The organism is Roseivirga sp. UBA838 (assembly GCF_002296035.1).
Taxonomy (GTDB): Bacteria; Bacteroidota; Bacteroidia; order Cytophagales; family Cyclobacteriaceae; genus Roseivirga; species Roseivirga thermotolerans.
The window spans coordinates 143,194-158,692 of sequence record NZ_DBHC01000042.1 but is presented as its reverse complement, the minus strand read 5'-3'; the positions used below and the strand labels follow the sequence as shown (position 1 = coordinate 158,692).

Genomic DNA, 15,499 nt, shown 5'->3' with positions numbered 1-15,499 from the left:
TAATTTCTTGGCTTCATTACTTTTTCATGGAAAACCTACAACTCTATCTGGCCATTGTTTCGGGAGTAGCCCTGCTCCTTTTTCTAATTATGAAGTGGAAGCTCAATGCTTTTCTGAGTTTGCTTTTTGCCAGCATTTGGGTAGGCCTTTTAGGAGGGCTGAATACTGACGAGATAATCGATTCTATAGCAAAAGGCATGGGCGATACGCTGGCCTTTGTAGCTACCATTGTGGGATTGGGAGCCATTTTTGGAGCCATACTGGAACATTCGGGGGGTGCTCAGGCATTGGCTCGTTACCTGTTAAAAAAAGGAGGAGAATCCAAGTCTCGGCTGGCCCTGTTAAGCACAGGCTTTATAGTTTCTATTCCTGTATTCTTCGATGTAGGTATTATCATTCTTATGCCCCTGGTAAAGGCACTGGCCAAAAAGAGTAATCGCCATGTATTATACTATGGCCTTCCCTTGCTGACAGGACTGGGAATTACCCATAGCTTTATTCCTCCTACACCCGGGCCGGTAGCGGTGGCAGATATATTGCAGGTAGACCTGGGCTATGCCATTGTTGTAGGAGCCCTCGTTGGCATCCCCGTTGCGCTTTTCTGCGGGCTGATTATGACTAAGTTTCTGGTACCCGATACTCCCGATGGTGAATTGGAAATAGCAACTGAAACGACCGACCAAGCTCTGGACGAAGGGCTGGTTCGTACCATTTTCTGGGTTTTGGGGCTTCCCATTTGCCTTATACTGTTAGGATCATTTCTAAACACAATGGCTCGTGAAGGCCTCATAGCTTCTTCGGTTTTTGTCGATGTTGCGGCTTTTATAGGACATCCGTTTGTATCGCTCCTATTGGCTACCTTTCTAGCCCTTTACTTTCTTGGGGTCAAAAAGGGTTTAGGAAAAGAGGCCTTGTTCAAACTCTCTAATGATTCACTGGCTCCGGCCGGCTCTATTATTCTGATAACCGGGGCAGGAGGAGTTCTTAAAACCGTAATGATTAACACCGGTATAGGAGATATAATAGCCCAGGGCATGCTAAATACAAGCTTTTCTGTGCTTCTGCTAGCCTACCTGGTTACCGTGCTGGTTCGTATTATGCAAGGCAGTGCTACGGTGGCCATGCTCACCGGTGCCGGAATTGTAGCCGCTGTATTACCGGGAATGGACCTGAACATGCTGGAGAAAACCTTCATCATGATGGCCATTGCCTCAGGCAGCATCGTTATGTCTCACGTAAACGACAGTGGTTTTTGGTTAGTCAATCGCATTTTAGGCCAGTCTGTGCAACAAACCCTGCGCTCATGGACCATACAGTCGAGCCTTATTTCTGTTACCAGCTTTATACTCGTGCTTATTGCCTATCAGTTCGTTTAGGCCTCCCACTCCGTATGAAAAATACCCGGCCGATCCAATCGCTCATAGGTATGAGATCCAAAATAGTCTCGCTGGGCCTGAATGAGGTTTAGCGGCAAACGTTCGGCCTTGAATGCATTGAAATAGTTAAGTGATGCTGCCAAAGCCGAAACCGGCAGACCAAGACGCATACCCTCAGCGCAAACCTTAGCTAAATGAGGGAGGTTAGTTTTCACTAATTCGGCTATTTGCTCATTGAGCAACAGATGTTGAAGCGATTTATTGAACGAATAGGCCTTACGAATCTCTTCAAGGAATTTTGCCCTGATAATGCATCCGCCTCTCCAAATTTTAGCAATCACCTCCAGATTCAGGTCATAATTATATTCCTTAGAAGCCTCCGATAGCTGGTGGAGTCCTTGCGCATAAGTAACAATAAAGGAAGTATAGAGCGCGGCTTTCAGTTCATCGGTCGATAAATCGGCCCGCTTAGCCATGGGCAAAGTGTATAGTTTAGCTGCCTCAACGCGCATACTTTTGAACGAAGAAATTTCGCGCATCCGTACAGCAGCATCTACCGTAGGTATTGGCACTCCCAGATCCATGGCGTTTTGCGAAGTCCATTTTCCGGTTCCTTTTTGTTTTGCCTTATCCAAAATAGCATCTACCAATGCACCGGTTTCCAAATCATCTGGAACTCCCAATATGTCTGCCGTAATTTCTGTAAGGAAAGAACCGAGTTCGGCTTGGTTCCAAGCCTCGAAAGTGGCTTTCATTTCAACATTAGACATTCGGAGGCCATGCTTCATTATATCGTATGCCTCTGAAATGAGCTGCATAAGGCCATACTCAATGCCGTTGTGCACCATCTTCACATAATTTCCGGCCGAACCATTTCCCAAGTGCGCCACGCAAGGTTCACCATTTACCTTAGCCGATGCGGCTTCAAAAATAGGTCGGATATGTTCATAGGCCTCTTTATTGCCCCCGGGCATAATACTAGGCCCCACCCGGGCGCCTTTAGCCCCACCGGAAACTCCGGCTCCAAAAAAGTGAATTTTGTCTTTGGCCAGCGATTCAAACCTCCGGTCGGTATCAGTATAAAACGAGTTACCTCCATCTATAATAATATCTCCTTCATCCAACTTAGGCCTCAAACTCTCTATTACTGCGTCTACCGGTTTTCCGGCCGGAACCAGCAGCATAATTTTTCGAGGTCGCTTTAGTCCGGCCAAAAAAGTATCTGCATCTGTTGTGGCCGAAACTTTATCATTACCGGCTTCCTCAATGAGCCCTTCTACCTTGCCCTGATCCAGGTCGTAACCCAGAGCCGAAAAACCATGGTCGGCCACATTAAGAATAAAGTTCTTACCCATTACGCCCAGCCCTATCAGGCCAAAATCATACTTTTCTTGAGACATGCTTTTGTTTTAATTTCCAAGTTCTAAAACTACCATTAAGTTCCTCTACTCTGACCACAACCCATTATCTTTATCGCGGAACTTTAGCGGGTAAAACTGATTTAGACTTTACAAAGAAACAAAGCCTTAGCAAGGCATAAAACATTAATGAAAAAAACTGACGATCAAGTTTTGGTAATATTCGGAGGCTCAGGCGATTTGACCAAGCGCAAGTTAATCCCTGCAGTTTTCAATCTTTTTAAAGGAGGCTTTTTAGCCGAGTGCTATGCTGTAGTTGGTGTGGGGCGCACGGCTTACAGCGATGAAGAATACAGGCAGAGTGTGGTTTTTGAGAACGAGCATCTCACCGACAAAAATAAAGTAAGTCAAGACGACCTTAATGCGTTTTCCAAGCTCATTCATTACCAGTCGCTCGACACCAAAAACATAGAGGCTTATGCCACACTCAAAGAAAGGCTTAGGGCACTAGACGAGGAGAAGGCTACCTGTCATAATTACATTTTCTACCTCTCTACCCCTCCCAGCCTATATGAGGTTATTGCCGAGGGGCTGGCGGCCAATGGCTTGAATAGTCAAAAAAACGGATGGAGCCGGCTGATTGTAGAAAAACCCTTTGGATATGATTTGGAATCGGCCAGGCACTTGAACCAACACCTGAGAAAATTCTTTGAGGAAGATCAGATATACAGAATCGATCACTACTTGGGTAAAGAAACGGTACAAAACATGTTTGTTACCCGGTTTGCCAATAGCATATTCGAACCCCTATGGAATCGGAACTACATTCATCGGGTTGAAATTACCGCGGCAGAAAGCGTGGGAGTAGAAAAAAGAGGCGGATACTACGACTCTTCGGGGGCCTTGCGCGACATGGTGCAAAACCATTTGTTTCAGCTCGTAGCGCTGGTAGCCATGGAACCTCCCGTGAAAGCCGATGCCGAAAGTATTAGAAATGAGAAACTTAAGGTGTTTCAAAGTCTGAGACCATACACCACTGAAGATATTGCCAAAAATGTAATCAGAGGCCAATACACGGCCTCTACCATTCGAGGAGAAAAAGTGCCGGGCTATCGCGAAGAAGAAGGAGTTGACCCGAATTCTAAAACGGAAACTTATGCTGCTCTCAAGTTTTATATCGACAACTGGCGCTGGGCAGGTGTACCCTTCTATATACGCACCGGAAAACGCCTCCCTACACGGGTTACAGAAGTGGTTATTCACTTCAAACCTAACCATCATCACCTTTTCTCGGCCAACCCGCATCTGGCCAACCCGCAAAACACATTGGTACTGAGAATTCAGCCCAACGAAGGTATATTACTGAAATTCGCCATGAAGATTCCGGGAGCCGGCTACAATACGGAGCATGTGAATATGGACTTTCACTATGACGATCTCAGCAATGTGTATGTACCTGATGCTTACGAACGCCTGATACTGGATTGCATGCAGGGAGATGCTACTCTTTACGCCCGTGGCGACTCCACCGAAGCTGCCTGGGAATTTATAGACCCAATACTCAAAGCATGGGCCAATGACGAAGTGCCCATTTATGGATATCCTTCAGGAACCTGGGGGCCGGAAAATGCAGACAGCCTGATTGAAGGGGATAAAATGACCTGGCGATACCCCTGCAGCAACCTGACAAACGATGGGAATTACTGTGAACTTTAACTGAAGAAGAAGATTATGCAAATCAATATTTGTGAAAACCCCGTTGCTACCGCCAAAGCCTTTGCCGAATATATGCTGGCCTGGCACAAACAGCATGGAGCAATGAATGTGGCACTTTCCGGTGGCTCTACACCAAAAATACTTTTCGACCTGTTGGCTACAGACTATGCCGCAGCCTTTGACTGGACAAAAATAAACCTTTACTGGGGCGATGAACGTTGTGTAGCACCTACCGACAACGACAGCAACTATAAAATGACCAATGAGCATTTACTGGCTAAGGTGAACATTCCTGAAGGCAACATACACAGAGTGCTGGGAGAAAACGACCCTGAACAAGAAGCCATTCGCTACGGACAGTTAATTGAGCAAAACCTACCAAAGAAAGACGGAAATCCGGTATTCGACATAATCATTCTGGGCATGGGAACCGATGGCCATACAGCTTCAATTTTTCCTCATGAAATCGAATTGCTGGACAGTGCCAAAACCTGTGAAGTAGCCAACCACCCGGAAACCGGCCAGAAAAGAGTCACGCTCACGGGCCCGGTACTTAACCAGGCGCGCTCCGTATGTTTTTTGGTGACCGGAGACAACAAAAAGGAGAAGATAAAACAGATTTTTGAAGAACAAGATGTGGCCAAATCATATCCGGCCTATCACATCAACCCCAAAGAAGGAGAATTAATCTGGTTTCTCGATGAAGCTGCGGCAAGCAGCTATAAAAAGCCCTAACCTTTCAAACACCCTAAATTAAGTAGATTATGCACCTACCGCTGCTTCAAGACTTACTGGTATTGCTGGTTTTCTCAGTAATCATTGTTTTTCTTCTTCAGCGTTTACGATTGCCCTCTATACTTGGCTTTTTGCTCACAGGCATTCTCATTGGCCCTTATGCCTTTAGCCTGGTAGAAGCTGCCGAACAGGTAGAAATTATTGCCGAAATCGGAGTCATTCTGCTATTATTTGTAATTGGCATGGAGCTTTCCATCAAACAACTAATGTCTATAAAACGGACCGTTTTTATAGGGGGGCTGTTGCAGGTGGGGCTCACAGTGGTGTTCTCCGGAGGTATATATTATCTTTTGGGTAGTAGTTGGAATGAAGCTGTTTTTACGGGCTTTCTCTTCTCACTTTCCAGTACAGCCATTGTGCTCTCTATTTTTCAGGAGCGTAACGAAATTTCTACACCACACGGCAGAAATGCTCTGGGAATTCTCATTTTTCAAGACATCATAGTTGTGCCAATGATGCTGGTTACTCCCATTATTGCCGGAGCAACCACCAATGTAACCCAAAGTGTTATCGAGCTGGTCATAAAGTCGGCTGTGGTTATTCTTGTCACCATTCTAAGTGCGCGTTATTTGGTGCCTAAGCTCATGTATGCCATAGCTAAGACCAAAAGCAAAGAGCTCTTCTTATTGGCCACCATTACCATCTGTTTTGCTGTGGCCTTTCTTACCTCCGAGGCCGGGCTTTCACTGGCTTTAGGAGCTTTTTTGGCCGGACTCATCATATCAGAATCGGAATATAGCCATCAGGCCACAAGCATAATACTCCCCTTTCGTGAGCTGTTCACCTCCTTCTTCTTCATATCGGTAGGCATGTTGCTTGACGTATTCTTTTTGCTTGAAAATCTGGGGCCAATACTCTTGCTGCTCGTAGGTGTGTTTGCACTCAAATCGGCCATTGCCTCTTTTGCTGTGGCTGTGCTTAAATACCCGCCACGCACGGTTATCATTACCGGACTGGCACTCTTTCAGGTTGGAGAATTCGCTTTTATTCTCTCTAAAACAGGAATAGAATACGGGCTAATTGATGACCAAACCAACCAATACTTTTTAGCCGTTTCCATTCTTTCTATGCTCTGCACACCTTTTGTTATGATGTTTTCTGAGCGGCTTTCCAGCCTGGCCCTTAGGTCTCGGTTAGTCGACTCGGTTACTAAGAAAATGAGCGGACTACAACCTGTTTTAGAAGATGCGCCCGATGAACTCAACAACCACCTGGTGATAATTGGTTATGGAGTGAATGGTTCGAATGTGGCCCATGCCGCACGGGTAAATCAAATACCCTATGTGGTGCTAGAGCTCAACGCAGAAACAGTAAGAAGAGAAAGGCTAAAGGAGATACCTATACTTTTTGGCGATGCCTCTCAAAAGCACATTTTAGAACATGTGCACCTTCATAAGGCCAGAGGGGTGGTAATTGCTATCTCAGACCCCAAGGCCACCAAGGCCATCATTAGTAATATAAGAAGCATATCGCAATCGGTTTACCTCGTTGTCCGCACCCGATATGTAAAAGAAATGAATGAGCTGTTGGCCCTTGGTGCTGACGAAGTTATTCCTGAAGAATTCGAAACATCCATTGAAATATTCTCCAGAATACTCCACCAGTTTTTAGTACCGGTAGACGACATCAACCGCTTTATTGAAGCTGTTAGGGCCGATAACTACGAGCTCTTTCAAAATAAAAAATCGCTACCGAGAACCTTTAAGCCCTCTAAATTTCCAGACTTTAACATTACCTGCCTCCGGGTGACTACCGATAGCTCCAAACTGGTGGGTAAGCCGCTTAAAGACCTGCAAATACGGAACAATTACGGCATTAATATTCTGGCCATATCCAGAAACAATGAACTAATTCAGAACATTAGTGCTGACCAGAAGATTAAGCAGGGCGATATTGTCTACGTGCAGGGTGAACAGCACAACATTGAGAATTTCTACCGGCTGGCTACCTGAGCCCGGTACAGAAAACACAGAACTTAAGGGAAAAATATATACCCAAAGTTAGGTCGAATGATCTATTCATCGTAATATTGCAATGTATTTATGGGGCTAACAAAAACAGATTTATTTACCACCGAGCAAAACGAACTGGCCAATATGGCCAAGGCTCTTGCTCACCCGGCCAGAATAGCCATACTCGAACATTTACTTAAAGCCAATGCCTGCATTAATAGCGATTTGGTTGCCGAACTAGGACTGGCTCAGGCTACTATTAGTCAACACCTAAAAGAGCTCAAAAGTCTAGGGCTCATATCAGGGACTATAGAAGGTGTAAGCATGAGCTATTGTATTAATGCCGAACGTTGGAAATATTTTGAGTCGAGACTAAATCGTTTGTTTCAGTCTTATAGTCATGATCCGTGTAACTCTAAACGCTGTTGATATGAAGCTATCTGAATTAAAACACATACTGGAGAATCTTCAAGAAATTTCTTTTCGTTTGCCTGACGGCACTCAAATACCCTCGCACTTTCATGTGACAGAGGTTGGTGCCGTTACCAAACACTTTATAGATTGTGGCGGAACTATTCGAAAAGAATCGGTCATTAATTTTCAATTATGGACCTCCAATGACCATGACCACCGCCTAGCACCTCAAAAATTAAAATCTATCATATCTCTTTCGGAGCGTCACCTCAACCTTACCGATCAAGTAATTGAAGTAGAATATCAGGGTGAAGCGACCATCCAAAAATTTGGTCTGGACTTCTACAATGGAGAGTTTTGGCTCACTACCCAACAAACCGACTGCCTGGCCAAAGACAGTTGCGGAATTGAACAACCGGCCTCTCAGGCAGAAGCGTCAGCGGCTTGTTGCAGCCCGGGAGGTGGTTGTTGTTAATATGAATGCGCTATTACTCCACACCATTGAAAAGGCTCAAAAGCTTCCTATTTCTCATGAAAGAAAGAGCCTTCTAAATGAATTAATGGGTAAAATAAAGGAGTGTTCCGGCACTCCTACCCTACAGTTCATTTGTACCCATAACTCTCGCAGAAGCCAAATGGCCCAGCTCTGGGCCCTAACGGCCGCGCGCTTTTTTGGCTACAACATACGCTCTCTTTCCGGAGGAACGGAAGTAACCCGATTCAATGCCCATGCAGCAGCCTCCTGTCAACGAATGGGCTTTGGCATTGAGCTCATGGACGAGAGTGAAAACCCCAGGCATCGAGTTACCATCGATAAGCAAACCCGGCTGACCATGTACTCCAAGCTTTTCGATCATCCCGACAACCTAAAACACCCCTTCATTGCAGTAATGACCTGTGATGCCGCCTATGAAGCATGCCCTTACATACCGCAAGCCTCAGCCAGAATTCCTCTTACCTATTCAGACCCCAAGGCTTTCGATAACACACCAGATGTGCAATTGGCCTATGACGATACAAACCTGAAAGTGGCCTCTGAAATGCTCTACGTGTTTAGAGAATTACAAAAGGACCAGTCATAAAAACCTATATTTCCTTGCCGGAAATGGCTTATTAGTTGCTAATTTGAAGCATGCCTAGCCTTACCACCATTGCCTTTGACGCAGACGATACGCTTTGGGTCAATGAACCCATTTTCACCGATACCCGCTTAAAATTCGAAGCTATCTTAAGCGACTATATGACCATTGATTCCGGTTTGGAAAAGGAGCTTTACGCGGTTGAAATACGAAATCTTCAACTATTCGGCTATGGTATAAAAGGTTTTACTCTTTCAATGATAGAAACAGCTTTGGAGCTGACAGACTATGCGCTAAAGGGTCGTGATGTAGAACGTATCATCCGGTTGGGTAAAGAAATGCTCCAACATCCCGTGCAAGTATTACCGGGTGTAGAAGAGGTTCTCGATGAGCTGGAGAATCACTACAGGCTAATGGTTATTACCAAAGGTGATTTGTGGGATCAGGAGAATAAGATTGCGCGGTCTAACCTCGATCGGTACTTTAGTGTAGTTGAAATAGTTAGCGAAAAAGACACTGCCACTTACGCTGCCCTGCTTAAAAGACACCAGCTAACAGAAAATGAATTGCTTATGGTGGGCAACTCGCTTAAGTCAGATATAATTCCACTACTCGATCTGGGTGCACAAGCTATTCACATACCCTTTCATGATACCTGGGCACACGAGCAGTTAGGTTCAGCCCAAATAAACGGCTATAAATTTCCGCGGCTGACATCTATTAGCGAATTGCCAGGCTGGCTCAAAGAAAATGCAGGTTACCGGGCCTAACCGAAGCACACAATCGTATGGCCTTAACTAATAATAGATTTGCTTGAGTTGAGCTGTTCTAACACCTGTTCCTTATAGTTGCGGCCAATAGGAATTTCTACACCATTCACCTCAACCGCATGGTTAGAGAAAGCTTCAATTTTTTTGAAAGGAACTATAAACGATCGGTGTACTCTTATGAAACAGTCTTCCGGAAGTTTCTCTTCTAAAAATGAGATTTTCTGCAACGAAATTACTTCTCTTCCGGGTAGTTTAATGCGCACATAATCCTTGAGGCTTTCGATATACAGAATGTCTTTCAGATATACCTTCACCATTTTGCGGTCGGCTTTTAGAAAAATGTGCGGTTCGTCTGTTCTTAATTTGTCGGCCGGTTCTGCAGCATTATTTTCTTCTTGTTGCACTTCTACCACCTTATTTACGGCTTTGAGAAAACGGTGAAACGAAACAGGTTTTAGCAGATAGTCGGCCACATTCAACTCATAGCTTTCGAGAGCATATTCTCTATAGGCCGTTGTGAAAATAATCTGGGCTTCGGGGTTCAGCACTTTCAAGAATTCAATACCATTGAGTTTAGGCATTTGAATGTCCAGAAATATTAAATCGACCGGTTCTTTCTTGAGTACTTCAAAGGCCTTGAGCGCATTATCACATTGCTCCACTAATTCCAAAGCCTCAATTTTCTCTATATGCGATATAATCACCTCTCGGGCTAGCGGTTCATCATCAACTACCAGGCATTTAAGTTTCATTGGTCTAAAAATTCAGTTTCAACACCACCAAAAAAGAGTCTGACGATTCGTGGATATTCAATTCATGCTGCTCCGGGTAAAGTATTTCCAGCCTTCGCTTCACATTTTTGAGCCCAATACCCTCTTTGTAAGAGAAGTGATCTTCCGAATCGGTATGATTACTTTTACTGTTTTCAACCTTTAAGGTTAGGCTTTTATCTTTTGAGGCTATATCTATCGATATCCACGAGTCTTCCAATTCCTCACTGGCCCCATGCTTAAAGGCATTTTCAACAAAAGGCAAGATGACCAAAGGAGCAATCATTTTCTCTCCGTTTTCTTTAGTCATATTAAAGCTCACATTCAGCCGCTCCCCGTAACGAATTTTCTCCAGTTCAATATAGCCTTGCAGTAGTCTTACCTCTTTACTCAAAGGAATTTTATCGGCATTGCACTCATAGAGCATGTAATCGAGCAATTCCGAAAGTTTTAAAACCACCTCTGGAGCATCTTTGCTTCGCTTGAGGGTAAGCGCATAAAGGTTGTTTAGCGTGTTGAACAAGAAATGAGGATGGATTTGAGCTTTCAAAAACTTTAACTCCGCCTCCAGTTTATCCTCTACAAGCTGTTGATTCTTCTTCTGCTCCAAATACCAATACTTGAACCACTTAATCACAACAGCCAGAAACACTACCGGATATATCTTGGTGGTGAATTTTAGAATCTTGCCAATGTTTATGATAGGACTTCGGTAAGTATCTTCCGGCCAAAACAAAGGCTGTTGCACTAACAGATAGCCAATCCAGGCCAGCATGGAAAAGGTAAGAATGAGTACAATTAACCAGCCAAAGAAACGGGCATACCGTTGACGGAACAGGTAAACCGGCATTAATACATAAAGGGTAAGATAGACAGCCGGTAGTTGTACCAAAGCATCAGTAGACTGAATCAGAATTTGCAGCGCATACTTCTCCTCAAAGCTTCCGTAAACAATGCCGAAAAAGAGAATATAAACCGCCCAGAAAACCAGATGCCAGACAATTCTGGGGCTATTGAAAAGGAGATTCTCTAAACGGGGTTTGCTCATAAGACTGGTGAACTCATGTGTTTAAGCACTAAACTTAGGCCATAAGTTTCTAATATTCATACAAATAGACAAACTACACAACTAATGGCACCAAATACACCATTGCTATGACGAGTGACTTCGTAGCCCGTTTTATGCCATTAGACACCAAAACTAAGTCTTTAGTCTAAAAAGCCGCTATTCACTGAACCTCAGGAAATTATTGGAGTAAAAGCAGCTAACACCCAAGTCAACAACTCAAAATGAAAGCTTTTTTAACTCTTGCGCTTTGTGCAGTTACTCTGAGCCTAACAGCTCAACAAACCGATACAAGAAGTACCTATCAGTACCGAATTACCAAGACTCAATCGCCCATAATAGTCGATGGTTCGGCTGATGAACCGGCCTGGCAACAGGCCGGTAAAATTGACAAACTGATGAACCACTGGCCTTACGATACTGGCGAGGCCGAAGCCCGCACAGAGGTATGGTGCACCTATGACGATGAGTTTATTTACGTTATGGCCAAACTCTACGACAACGGAGATCGGGTGGTTCAGTCGCTCCGAAGAGACAATAGAGAAGCTCACTGGAACAGCGATAATTTCACTTTTATAATTGATCCTTTCAATAACAAGCAGAGTGGTTTCTTCTTTGGCGTAAATGCCGGAGGAGCTCAAATTGAGGCTCTTATGAATGTAGAAAATGGAAACACCAACTTCGATGAGAACTGGGACAACAAGTGGTTTTCGGAGGTAAAGAGCTATGCCGACCACTGGCTGGTAGAAATGGCCATACCTTTTAAAACCCTTCGCTACAATAGCCAGTCTACAGCCTGGGGAGTCAATTTTATTCGAGGGGATATGGAGCGTAACCACTACTCTACCTGGACCCAGTTTCCGCTCAGTTTTGGTGGCGTTGACATCAACTTTATGGGCACTATGCAATGGGATGCTCCACCTAAAAAAGCCGAAGGCAAAGTAGTACTTATCCCTTATCTGGCCGGATCGACTACCAGAGACTTTCAAACCGAAGTGCAGGAAGACTACGAAAGTGAAATTGATGCAGGGCTGGATGCCAAGGTGGCCATTACCAGTTCGCTCAATCTGGATCTGACCCTAAACCCGGACTTCTCCAATGCCGATGTCGATCAACAGGTCACCAACCTCTCCCGTTTCAGTATTTTCTTTCCCGAACGCAGAAACTTCTTTCTGGAAAACGGTGATATATTTTCCAACTTCGGTAGCTGGCAAGTGCAGCCATTCTTCTCCAGAACCATCGGGCTCAACAATGGCCGGCAGGTGCCCATAACCTACGGTGCACGGCTCACCGGCAATGTAACAGATAACATGCGTGTGGGGGCCATGAACGTGCAAACCGGATCGACCGAAGAATTGGCCTCAAACAACTACTCGGTATTAGCTGTCCATCAGCGAGTGCTAAGCCGGTCGGTCATTAAGGGAGTTTTCATGAATCGAAAAGGCGCAAATGGCGACTATGGCCGAAACGGAGGAATTGAATTTAACTACGTACACCCCTCAGGAAGTTGGAACAATACCCTTAGATACCATTTGGCAGAAACTGAAGAGCAGCTGGGCGACAATCACTATTATGGCATGAGTGGAGGCTATCGCGACAGAAATCTGCGCATGGGTTGGGCTTTAGATGTGGTAGGAAAAAACCACGAGACAGAACTGGGTTTTAACCCACGACTGTACAACTACAATGCAGAAACCAAAGAGGTAACGCGTCAAGGCTATGCACACATTAACCCCTGGCTCATGTATAGGTTTCTGCCCGAAAACCCAAGCTCCGCTCTCAACCAACACGGCATACGCACCTGGCATATGGCCTGGTTCAATACAGATGGAAGCCTCAATGAGAGGCGTCATGGGATGGCCTATGATTTTATCTTCAAAAACACTTCTGAGCTCAATTTTAATCGTATGTTTTTTGAAGTAGAACTGCCCGTTCCAACCAATCTGATTGGAGGAGACCGGAACTTACCGGTGGCCAATTACCGGTTCAGCGATAATTTTGTATCCTACTCCAGCGACCGAAGAAAGATTTTCAGCACCGACTTACGGCTTAGCTACGGTAGCTTTTATAACGGTACCAAAACAGGACTCTCCGGTGGACTCAATATGCGGGCACAGCCATGGGGTACTTTTAGTGTAAACTACGACTTCAATAAAGTGAAACTAGCTGAAGGGTTTGGAGAAACCGACCTGCACCTTTTCAGGTTCAACACGGAAATCAGTTTTTCCAACCGTATGTTCTGGACCACTTCCGTACAATACAACTCTCAGGCCGAGAACTACAACATCTTCTCGCGTTTTCAATGGCGCTACAAGCCCATGTCAGACCTGTTCATAGTCTACACCGACAATTACGGAATTGATGGGTTGAACATAAAAAACCGACAGGTAGTGTTTAAGGTTACCTATTGGCTCAATATGTAAGTTTCAACCTTGAAGTGCATGGGGTATGGTCCAGGCTTGGTGGTAATCGTAGAGCAATTGCCCACCTCGAATGGTGAGTGGAGAAGACACGTTGTTGTGGTACAGCTGGCCTGTACCCAAGCCTTGTGGCAATAGGTTAGTGTATTGAGCGGTGAACTGCGCAATGGCATTCAAACCTATGTTCGACTCGAGCATGGAGGTCATCCACCAGCCAATCTGCCTTGAGTTTGCCAGATTTATCCACTCACGGCTAGAGCCTATACCTCCTACCAACGATGGTTTTAGAATAATATATTGCGGCCTTATTGTTTCCAGCAAGCGTACTTTTTCTCCGGTGTCATGCACTCCAATCAACTCTTCGTCCAGAGCTATGGGAATTAAATTTGCCTGGCAAAGTTCGGCCATTAGTGACCATTGCCCCGGAGCCACGGGCTGTTCAATGGAGTGAATCTCTAAAGCCGCCAACTCGTGCAAATGGTCATACACGTTGTGAGCATCAAAAGCACCATTGGCATCCACTCTGAGGGTAATTTCACGACTGGTGTAGTGTTTTCGAATGAATTCGAGCAGGCTTAGTTCCGTTGAAAATTCAATGGCGCCAATCTTCATTTTTATGGTACCAAAGCCGGCTTTCAATTTTTCTTCAATTTGCCTTCTCATAAAGCTTTCATCGCCCATCCACACCAATCCGTTAATAGGAATTCTGTTTTTGCCCTTTGCAAAATCATTGTTGAACAGGCAAAAACCGCCTCCCTGAGCGATATCGAGCAAGGCTGTTTCGAGGCCAAAACGCATGGACGGAAACTCGGCAGGAATAACTTGAGAAACAAACTCCAGTACCTCCGGCTCTGTCTCAGGAATATCGTTTCCCTCACAAGCGTTGAGGTATTGCTCTAGTCGATTGGAATAATCTGGAACATAGTCTTTAGAAAGACCTTTCAAAGGGCTGGCCTCTCCCCAACCTACCTGGCCGGTTTCCTGATTAACGGCTTTTATAAACCACGTGGTTTTCTCTGTAAAAGAACCACGCGAAGTACCGGCTTCGAACCGAAACTTTAATACATGAGGAATAACCTGAAACCTAAGTCTCATTGGCCTAAAAGTCTCTTTACATACTTACCAATAATATCAAATTCCAGATTGACCTTATCGCCCACCCGTAGTTCTTTAAAATTGGTATGCTCAAAAGTGTATGGAATAATGGCAACTCTAAAGCTCCCTTGCTGAGAGTTGAAACAGGTAAGGCTGGTTCCGTTAATGCAAATAGAACCTTTTTCAACCGTCACATTCCCCAAAGAAGCATCATAAGCAAAGTCGAACAACCAACTCCCCTCCTGTTCGGCAATGGCCGTAACTGTGCCAATCTGATCCACATGGCCTTGCACCACATGCCCATCGAAACGGCCATTGGCCACCATGCAGCGCTCCAAATTAACCAATGTACCCACTTTCCAATTGCCAAGGGTGGTCTTCTTGAGAGTCTCATCTATGGCCGTTACCCGGTGCACCTTCTCTTTGAGGGCAACCACGGTAAGACAGGTGCCATTGTGGGCCACACTTTGGTCTATTTTTAGTTCGTGGCCAATGGCAGATTCTACATCGAAATGCACATTAGTGCCTTCTTTTTGAATATCAACTACTTGACCAAGGGTTTCAATTATTCCGGTAAACATAGGGCAATGTTAATGAATTAATTCAGAAAAAATTTTCTCTTTAACTCTAATGAAAACAGACATTTTTTTGAATGGTTCTCTGATTTTTGAAATAACTTCGAAGGCTC

General features: G+C 44.8%; 14 protein-coding genes. 9 read left to right on the top strand and 5 right to left on the bottom strand.

The window, feature by feature from the left end; all coding sequences use genetic code 11:
- Nucleotides 1-26 precede the first annotated feature (26 nt).
- On the top strand, nucleotides 27-1,376 hold the full coding sequence (locus tag B3O12_RS15755; RefSeq protein ID WP_189631079.1) for a GntP family permease: 1,350 nt from the start codon (nucleotides 27-29) through the stop codon (nucleotides 1,374-1,376).
- Here the strand turns inward: B3O12_RS15755 and gndA are convergent.
- Nucleotides 1,373-2,776 carry an NADP-dependent phosphogluconate dehydrogenase gene (gene gndA, locus B3O12_RS15750; protein ID WP_286757001.1) on the bottom strand — a complete coding sequence of 468 codons (1,404 nt, stop codon included), beginning with the start codon at nucleotides 2,774-2,776 and terminating at the stop codon, nucleotides 1,373-1,375. The two genes, B3O12_RS15755 and gndA, sit on opposite strands and share 4 nt — an antisense overlap.
- Before the next feature lie 147 nt (nucleotides 2,777-2,923).
- Here gndA and zwf point away from each other — a divergent pair, with 147 nt between their 5' ends.
- From zwf to B3O12_RS15715, 7 genes are all read left to right on the top strand, one after another.
- Nucleotides 2,924-4,450, top strand: coding sequence for a glucose-6-phosphate dehydrogenase (gene zwf / locus B3O12_RS15745; RefSeq protein ID WP_286746412.1), 1,527 nt, complete (start codon nucleotides 2,924-2,926; stop codon nucleotides 4,448-4,450).
- Between the two features lie 15 nt (nucleotides 4,451-4,465).
- Nucleotides 4,466-5,185 carry a 6-phosphogluconolactonase gene (gene pgl, locus B3O12_RS15740; protein WP_286757000.1) on the top strand — a complete coding sequence of 240 codons (720 nt, stop codon included), beginning with the start codon at nucleotides 4,466-4,468 and terminating at the stop codon, nucleotides 5,183-5,185.
- Between the two features lie 29 nt (nucleotides 5,186-5,214).
- Nucleotides 5,215-7,197 (top strand): monovalent cation:proton antiporter-2 (CPA2) family protein, encoded by a 1,983-nt coding sequence (locus B3O12_RS15735; RefSeq protein WP_286756999.1) that lies wholly within the window; start codon nucleotides 5,215-5,217, stop codon nucleotides 7,195-7,197.
- Between the two features lie 90 nt (nucleotides 7,198-7,287).
- The gene (locus B3O12_RS15730; RefSeq protein WP_286756998.1) at nucleotides 7,288-7,626 is read left to right on the top strand and encodes an ArsR/SmtB family transcription factor; all 339 of its coding nucleotides are present in this window, start codon (nucleotides 7,288-7,290) and stop codon (nucleotides 7,624-7,626) included.
- A 1-nt stretch (nucleotide 7,627) separates the two neighbouring features.
- Nucleotides 7,628-8,086 carry a DUF6428 family protein gene (locus B3O12_RS15725; protein WP_286756997.1) on the top strand — a complete coding sequence of 153 codons (459 nt, stop codon included), beginning with the start codon at nucleotides 7,628-7,630 and terminating at the stop codon, nucleotides 8,084-8,086.
- A gap of 1 nt (nucleotide 8,087) precedes the next feature.
- Nucleotides 8,088-8,693, top strand: coding sequence for a protein-tyrosine-phosphatase (locus B3O12_RS15720; protein WP_286756996.1), 606 nt, complete (start codon nucleotides 8,088-8,090; stop codon nucleotides 8,691-8,693).
- Between the two features lie 50 nt (nucleotides 8,694-8,743).
- Nucleotides 8,744-9,460 (top strand): HAD family hydrolase, encoded by a 717-nt coding sequence (locus B3O12_RS15715; RefSeq protein WP_286756995.1) that lies wholly within the window; start codon nucleotides 8,744-8,746, stop codon nucleotides 9,458-9,460.
- A 23-nt stretch (nucleotides 9,461-9,483) separates the two neighbouring features.
- On the opposite strand, the gene B3O12_RS15710 is transcribed toward B3O12_RS15715, so the two are convergent.
- Complete coding sequence (locus tag B3O12_RS15710; protein ID WP_286756994.1) at nucleotides 9,484-10,212, bottom strand: LytR/AlgR family response regulator transcription factor; 729 nt, start codon at nucleotides 10,210-10,212, stop codon at nucleotides 9,484-9,486.
- Nucleotides 10,213-10,216: 4 nt separating this feature from the next.
- The gene (locus tag B3O12_RS15705) at nucleotides 10,217-11,278 is read right to left on the bottom strand and encodes a sensor histidine kinase (protein WP_286746398.1); all 1,062 of its coding nucleotides are present in this window, start codon (nucleotides 11,276-11,278) and stop codon (nucleotides 10,217-10,219) included.
- Between the two features lie 242 nt (nucleotides 11,279-11,520).
- Here B3O12_RS15705 and B3O12_RS15700 point away from each other — a divergent pair, with 242 nt between their 5' ends.
- A complete protein-coding gene (locus B3O12_RS15700) occupies nucleotides 11,521-13,719 on the top strand; it encodes a DUF5916 domain-containing protein (RefSeq protein WP_286756993.1) in 2,199 nt (732 codons plus the stop codon).
- A 3-nt stretch (nucleotides 13,720-13,722) separates the two neighbouring features.
- Here the strand turns inward: B3O12_RS15700 and B3O12_RS15695 are convergent, their stop codons facing one another.
- Both B3O12_RS15695 and B3O12_RS15690 read right to left on the bottom strand, forming a co-directional pair.
- Nucleotides 13,723-14,811, bottom strand: a complete 1,089-nt coding sequence (locus tag B3O12_RS15695; RefSeq protein WP_286756992.1) for an o-succinylbenzoate synthase — start codon at nucleotides 14,809-14,811, stop codon at nucleotides 13,723-13,725.
- On the bottom strand, nucleotides 14,808-15,392 hold the full coding sequence (locus tag B3O12_RS15690; RefSeq protein ID WP_189631066.1) for a riboflavin synthase: 585 nt from the start codon (nucleotides 15,390-15,392) through the stop codon (nucleotides 14,808-14,810). Before B3O12_RS15690 ends, B3O12_RS15695 begins: the two co-directional genes overlap by 4 nt.
- Nucleotides 15,393-15,499: the final 107 nt, after the last annotated feature.